This is a genomic window from Bacillota bacterium (assembly GCA_024655925.1).
GTDB lineage: Bacteria > Bacillota > DTU025 > DTU025 > JANLFS01 > JANLFS01.
The window spans coordinates 11916-18124 of sequence record JANLFS010000062.1; the positions used below are offsets into that span (position 1 = coordinate 11916).

The window sequence follows — 6209 nt, forward strand, 5'->3', positions numbered from 1 at the left end:
GCTCGGAGAGGGCATTTTGAATCTCCGCTCCGGATATCCGCACTGTCTTTGGCAACCCGTTGACAAGGTCACGGCCTCTGGCTTCCATGTAGACTTCGTTGGCCATCGGATAGGCTGAACCTATCTCCTTCTTGATCTCTTCGGCGGTCCGGTCGCCTATCATCAAGTTGTAGTGGCGCTTCATGTGGTTGACTATGGCCTCGTCCATCTCGTCCCCAGCCACCCTTATCGATTTGGACGCCACAATGCCTCCCAAGGATATGACAGCCACCTCTGTCGTGCCCCCGCCTATGTCGACCACCATGTTGCCTGTGGGGTCGCTCACCGGAAGACCGGCTCCGATGGCGGCGGCCATGGGCTCCTCGATGAGATAGGCTTCCTTGGCACCCGCCTGAAGAGTGGCGTCGGTTATCGCCCGCCGCTCAACCTCGGTTACCCCCGAGGGGACTCCTATGACCACCCTCGGCTTGAACAGCCCGTGGCGCCTGGAGGCCTTGTTCATGAAGTACCGGAGCATCTTCTCTGTGACGTCAAAATCCGCGATTACCCCGTCTTTCATGGGCCTTACGGCTATTATGTTGGCGGGGGTCCGTCCCACCATCTGCTTGGCCTCGTTCCCCACCGCGAGGATCTCGGCTGTGTCGCGGTCAATGGCCACAACGGACGGTTCCTGGAGCACGATCCCCCTGCCCCGCACATACACAAGGGTGTTAGCGGTCCCGAGGTCGATGCCCATGTCTCTCGAGAGGCCGCCGAACAACGAAGCCAGTGACATGACAGATGGCTCCCTTCTGTCGGAAGATTTTGCTTAACCAGAACCTAGGAGTCCTTTATCCTTGAAGCTCACAAATGCGTTGTCCCCGATGATGATATGGTCCAGAACCTCGATCCCCAGAAGAGAGCCGGCTCTCGCAAGCCTTTGGGTAATGGCAATATCGTCAGGGCTCGGGCTGGGGTCGCCGCTTGGGTGGTTGTGCGCCAGTATGATGCCGGCTGACGCCGCCCGGATCGCCTCGCGGAAGACCTCACGGGGATGGACGATCGATGAGTTCAACGAGCCTATTGAGATCGTGGCCGTATCGATCACCCGGTTCCTGGTGTCGAGAAATATCGCACGAAACTCCTCCCGATCCAGGTACCGCATGGCCGGCATCAGAAGACTCGCTGCCTCCCCCGGGCTGCCGACCCCGACCCTCGTCTCCCCGTCACCCGCGAGCAGTCTCCTTCCAAGTTCGATCGAGGCCTTTATCTGCGCCGCCCTGACCGGCCCTATGCCTGGGATGGCGGCTAGTTCCAGAAGGCCGGCCGTTGCCAGCCTGCGGGGGCTCCCGACCGTCCCGATTACTCGGTTGCCCACATCCACCGCGCTCTCCCCACGCATCCCGCACCGGATTATCACCGCAATCAGCTCGGCGGTACTCACCGCCTCAGGGCCGAACTCCACAAGCCTCTCCATGGGGCGCTCCCCCATGGGCATGTCCTTGATCCCGCGCCTCCGAGACTTCCCGTCCATATCCGCACCTCGCCTGCAGTATTGCAAGCGGCGGCAGGATGGCTTACTAAATCAGCTCCAGCCCAAACTCCCGTAAGAGCGAAGAGAGCACCCCCAGCGGAAGCCCTACCACGCACGTGTAGTCACCCGTGATTCCGGAGACCAAGAGAGAGCCGACACCTTGTATGGCGTAGGCTCCGGCCTTATCCCACGGCTCCCCGGTCGCGAGGTAGTTCTCGATATTCCGGTCTGTGAGAGGCCTGAACCTCACCTCGGTGACCTCGTGTCCCGATACGCATCTGCCGGACGCGGCGTCCACGACGGCAACTCCCGAATAGACCTCATGTGCCCTGCCGGCGAGCATCCGGAGCATCCTCGCGGCGTCTTGTGCGTCCCGGGGTTTGCCCAGGATCGCTCCGTCCACCACCACGATGGTATCCGCCCCCACCACGAGCCCCTCAGGCACACGTGAAGCTACGTCCTCGGCTTTCGCCCGGGCGAGCGCTGTCACTAGACCGGCAGGGTTGTCCCCTTCCACCGATGCCTCGTCGACGCCGCTCGGGATGACCTGGAACTCCAGGCCGACCTCCTTCATCAGGTGCAATCGTCTGGGAGATGCAGATGCAAGGATGACTAGCCGAGTTGTCATGGGATCCCCCCGAGATGAAGTGAGGCTGGGCTTGGCTTGATAAGAGCGATGCCGCCTGGCACCGCCCGGAGGGCCGTCTTTCCCTTTCTTGAGTCTACCATTTGATTTTCCCGTTTACAAGAATCAGGTCTCGAGCTTCCGATGGCAAAAGCAGAGCGGGCCTCCAGCGATGGAAGCCCGCGTCGAGTCAACCGGTCCACCGAGGGCTAGACGGCTTCCTTGATCTCCGTCTCAGACGTGACAGGGTACCCGTTCTTTATGCACTTCACAGGACACTTCTGCACACAGACCCCGCACCTGGTGCACTTGGACTGGTCTATGACCGCGAGGTTGTCGTGCATGGCGATCGCCTTCTCAGGGCAGTTCTTCGCGCAGATGCCGCAACCTATGCAGCCGACTTTGCAGACTTGTTTCACCTCTGGACCTCGCGCGTGGGACTTGCACATCACGTTCACGGTCTCCTCGGCCGTCCTGAGTTCTATGATGTTCCGCGGACACGCCCGCACGCACTTCCCACATCCGGTGCATGCTGAATCGTCCACCACGGGCAGGCCGTTAGGAGACATGTGTATGGCGTCGAAAGGACACGCCGCCACGCAAGTCCCAAGTCCCAGGCAGCCGTAGGCACATCCTTTGAACCCGCCGCCCGTCATGGCGGCAGCGCGGCAGTCTCGGATCCCCTCATACCGGAAAAGGTCTGAAGCGTTGGCCCGATCGCCAAGGCAGAGAACCCTGGCATACTTCGGTTGGGAGTCACCGCACTCTACACCCATTATGGCCGCAACTTTGTGTGCCACAGCGGCTTGCCCCACGGGGCATCCGTCCACGGGTGCTTTACCAGCCGCCACCGCAGATGCGAACCCGGAACATCCAGGGAACCCGCACGCGCCGCAGTTGGCCCCGGGCAACACTCCCAGTATCTCATCGACCCTCGGGTCTTTCTTCACAGCGAGTTTCTTCGCCGCAACTCCGAGGGAGAGTCCGAAAATCAACCCCAATGCGCCCATGCTGACCAGGGCGTACAGGTAAGCCATCCGGCGTCACCCCCATGTTGAGTCGTCCGGGCTACAGGCCCATCAGCTTGGATATGTTGAACCCCGAGAACCCGAGGAACGCCATGGCCATAAGACCGGTGGTCACCAGCGCAATCGGGAACCCTACCATCGCCCGTGAGATAGGAGCGAGTTCCTGCCGCTCCCGCATGGCCGCGAACAGGATTATCGCCAGTGCGAACCCTGCTCCGCCGGCAAGGCCACTCACAGCCGCCTCGAGGAGGTTGTAGCTCTCCCGGATGTTCAGGATCGCTACGCCCAGAACGGCACAGTTGGTAGTGATCAGGGGCAGATAAATCCCGAGGGCTCGGTAGAGTGTGGGGCTGACCTTGAGAACCACCATCTCGATCAACTGAACCAGAGCCGCGATGACCAGAATGAACGAGACGGTCTGCAGGTAACCCATATTGAACGGGTTCAGGATCAGGTTCTGTATGAGCCAAGTCACAGCGGAAGCCACAGTCATCACAAAGATGACAGCCATGCCCATGCCGGTCGCGGTCTCCACCTGTTTGGACACTCCGATGAACGGGCAGACACCCAAGATGCGTGTGAGCATGACGTTGTTCACGAGTATTCCGCCCAGAAGGATCACAATGAGTTCACGCACTTATGTCGCCCCCCTCTCACTGCCCACACGGGCGCTTCCGCTTCATAGTGATGAGGTTCACGGCCCCTATCAGAAGACCCAGGGTTATGAACCCACCCACCGGCCGAGTGACCACGGCAGCGGCATACTCCGGCGGGAACAACTTGATGCCCTCGAACCCGAGGTCGGGCGCGGCCAGGATCACGCCGGTCCCGAGAGGCTCGCGGATCGCGGAGAGCAGCACCAGCGCGAGAGTGAACCCCACGCCCATGCCGATCCCGTCCATGATCGAGTTGAGCGGGGGGTTCTTCGAGGCGAAGGCCTCCGCCCTTGCCAGGATGATGCAGTTGACCACGATGAGCGGCACAAAGACCCCGAGGACCTTGTGCAACTCAGGGAGGTACGCCGCCATCGTCAGGTCCACGATGGTGACGAAAGTCGCGATCACCACAATGAAGCAGGGGATCCGGATCTGGTTCGGGATCACTTTGCGGATGATAGATATGATGAGGTTCGAGCCGAGAAGGACGAAAGTGGCCGCGAGCCCCATGCCTATCCCGTTCGATATCGCAAGGGATGTCGCTATTGTCGGGCACATCCCCAGGAGCATCCTGAATGTCGGGTTCTCCCTGCCTACGCCGTTTCTGAAGTCCGAGGCCAGGCTCATCTCTTCGCACCTCCAGCAACGTCGAGGGCAATTGCGAGCTCACGCACGACGTTTACGCCCGCGACCACAGCTTTCGACGAGATCGTCGCACCGGTGACAGCCTGGATCTCGCCGCCTTCCTTGCTGACTGCGAGGGCGCCGCCTGCGCCCCTGCCCACAAACTGCGAGAGGAACTCGGGTTTGGTGATGTTGGTCCCGAGTCCCGGGGTCTCGCTCTGGGACAGGACCTGGATGCCCGAGACCCCCAGCCTGCTGTCGATTCCTATCAGGAGGCCCACCTTGCCGCCGTAGCCCGAGGTTTCAACCATGGCGACGACCCCATCGACCTGTCCACCGGTGGAACCAGTGTACACAGTCTTCACCCCGGCGAACTTGGGATCGGTCCTGACCGGAGCGAGCTCATCCTCATCGAGCTGACGGAAGTCTTCGGCCGAGGGAAGGACCGCCTTCATGGATTGTGCTACTTCCTTGGCCTTGCGCTCCTCGATCACCGCGGACGTCACCTTGTGGACGTAGGCGAGCGAACCTCCCGAGACCGCGGCGATCACCATGAGGACCAGACCCAGCTTGAGTATGTCACGCACGCGCCTTCACCTCCCCGAACCGTCTCGGCCGCGCGAGTCTGTCTATGAGCGGGACGGCGGCGTTCATGATCAGTATTGAGTAAGCGACGCCCTCTGGGTACCCCCCGAACAGCCGGATCAGTGAGGTCAGGATCCCGCACCCAACCCCGAAAACAATCTGCCCTTTCGAGTTGATCGGGGATGTCACGTAGTCCGTCGCCATGAAGAACGCACCCAGTATGAGCCCGCCGCTCAGGATGTGAAAGAGTGGGTCCTGCCCGTACAGTGTGGTTATGACCGCCACCGTGAGGATATACGAAAGCGGGATTCTGAGCGAGATATGCCCGCGCCAGAGCAGGTAGACCGCCCCGATGAGCAGGGCTATTGCCGACGTCTCCCCCAGCGACCCCGCAGTGTTCCCCAAGAACAGGGGCCAGTAAAACCGAGACAGCGTGGACGCCCCGATCTCGCCCGCTTTGAGGAGCGACAGCGGTGTGGCCGTGGACATCGCGTCGAACCCACGCACCCACGCCCCTGAGGTCGCCGGCCATATGAACCCGGTCGCGGCCAGAGCCGGCCACGCCGCAGCGGCGAAGGCCCGGCCGGCGAGCGCCGGGTTGAACACGTTGTGCCCGAGCCCTCCGAACAGAAGCTTGACCACACCAATGGAGAAGACAGCCGACAGAAGCGTTATCCACACTGGCACCGTCGGAGGCAGTACCAGCGCGAGCAGCAAGCCTGTGACTGCCGCACTACCATCCCGCGTTGTAATGGGGCGGTTCGTGAGTCTCTCGATGGCTGCCTCAGCCCCTACACACCCGACCATCCCGGCAATGACGGACGCCAAGGCGCGGGCGCCAAAGAAGTAGACCCCGACTAAGGCCGCAGGGGCAAGTGCAACTATGACATCCCGCATTATTGCGGGTGTGTCGACCTTGGCCCGTATGTGCGGCGCCGGCGACACCACGAGCATCGGGTTGTTCATCGGCTCTCCCTCCGTTCCGCGGCCTGCCGGCGTTTCTCGAGGATCTGGGCTTTGGCGAGCTTGATCGCCTGGACCAGATCACGCCGGGACGGGCAGACGTAACTACATACGCCACACTCGATGCAATCGAGCGCGTGGTATGCTTCAGCCCGGTCAAGCATGCCGGCCTCACTTACCTGGTGAAGGATGGCAGGTTCAAGAAGCATCGGGCA

At 61.5% G+C, this 6209-nt stretch carries 8 protein-coding genes and 1 pseudogene; all 9 read right to left on the reverse strand.

Features of this window, described 5'->3' with window-relative positions; genetic code table 11:
- Positions 1–775, reverse strand: a pseudogene (locus NUW23_10355) (rod shape-determining protein).
- A 33-nt stretch (positions 776–808) separates the two neighbouring features.
- The gene (radC, locus tag NUW23_10360; protein ID MCR4426571.1) at positions 809–1513 is read right to left on the reverse strand and encodes a DNA repair protein RadC; all 705 of its coding nucleotides are present in this window, start codon (positions 1511–1513) and stop codon (positions 809–811) included.
- Positions 1514–1559: 46 nt separating this feature from the next.
- Positions 1560–2141 (reverse strand): Maf family protein, encoded by a 582-nt coding sequence (locus NUW23_10365; GenBank protein ID MCR4426572.1) that lies wholly within the window; start codon positions 2139–2141, stop codon positions 1560–1562.
- Between the two features lie 206 nt (positions 2142–2347).
- Positions 2348–3175: a Fe-S cluster domain-containing protein gene (locus tag NUW23_10370; protein MCR4426573.1), complete on the reverse strand. Its 828-nt coding sequence runs from the start codon at positions 3173–3175 to the stop codon at positions 2348–2350.
- Positions 3176–3206: 31 nt separating this feature from the next.
- Positions 3207–3803 (reverse strand): electron transport complex subunit RsxA, encoded by a 597-nt coding sequence (rsxA, locus tag NUW23_10375; protein ID MCR4426574.1) that lies wholly within the window; start codon positions 3801–3803, stop codon positions 3207–3209.
- A 16-nt stretch (positions 3804–3819) separates the two neighbouring features.
- Positions 3820–4449, reverse strand: a complete 630-nt coding sequence (locus NUW23_10380; protein ID MCR4426575.1) for an electron transport complex subunit E — start codon at positions 4447–4449, stop codon at positions 3820–3822.
- Positions 4446–5033, reverse strand: coding sequence for an RnfABCDGE type electron transport complex subunit G (locus NUW23_10385; GenBank protein MCR4426576.1), 588 nt, complete (start codon positions 5031–5033; stop codon positions 4446–4448). The genes NUW23_10380 and NUW23_10385 overlap by 4 nt, the downstream gene beginning before the upstream one ends.
- Positions 5026–5997: an RnfABCDGE type electron transport complex subunit D gene (locus NUW23_10390; GenBank protein ID MCR4426577.1), complete on the reverse strand. Its 972-nt coding sequence runs from the start codon at positions 5995–5997 to the stop codon at positions 5026–5028. The genes NUW23_10385 and NUW23_10390 overlap by 8 nt, the downstream gene beginning before the upstream one ends.
- Positions 5994–6209, reverse strand: a 216-nt coding sequence (locus tag NUW23_10395; GenBank protein ID MCR4426578.1) for an electron transport complex subunit RsxC, incomplete at its 5' end; no start/stop codon positions are given. The genes NUW23_10395 and NUW23_10390, both read right to left, overlap by 4 nt.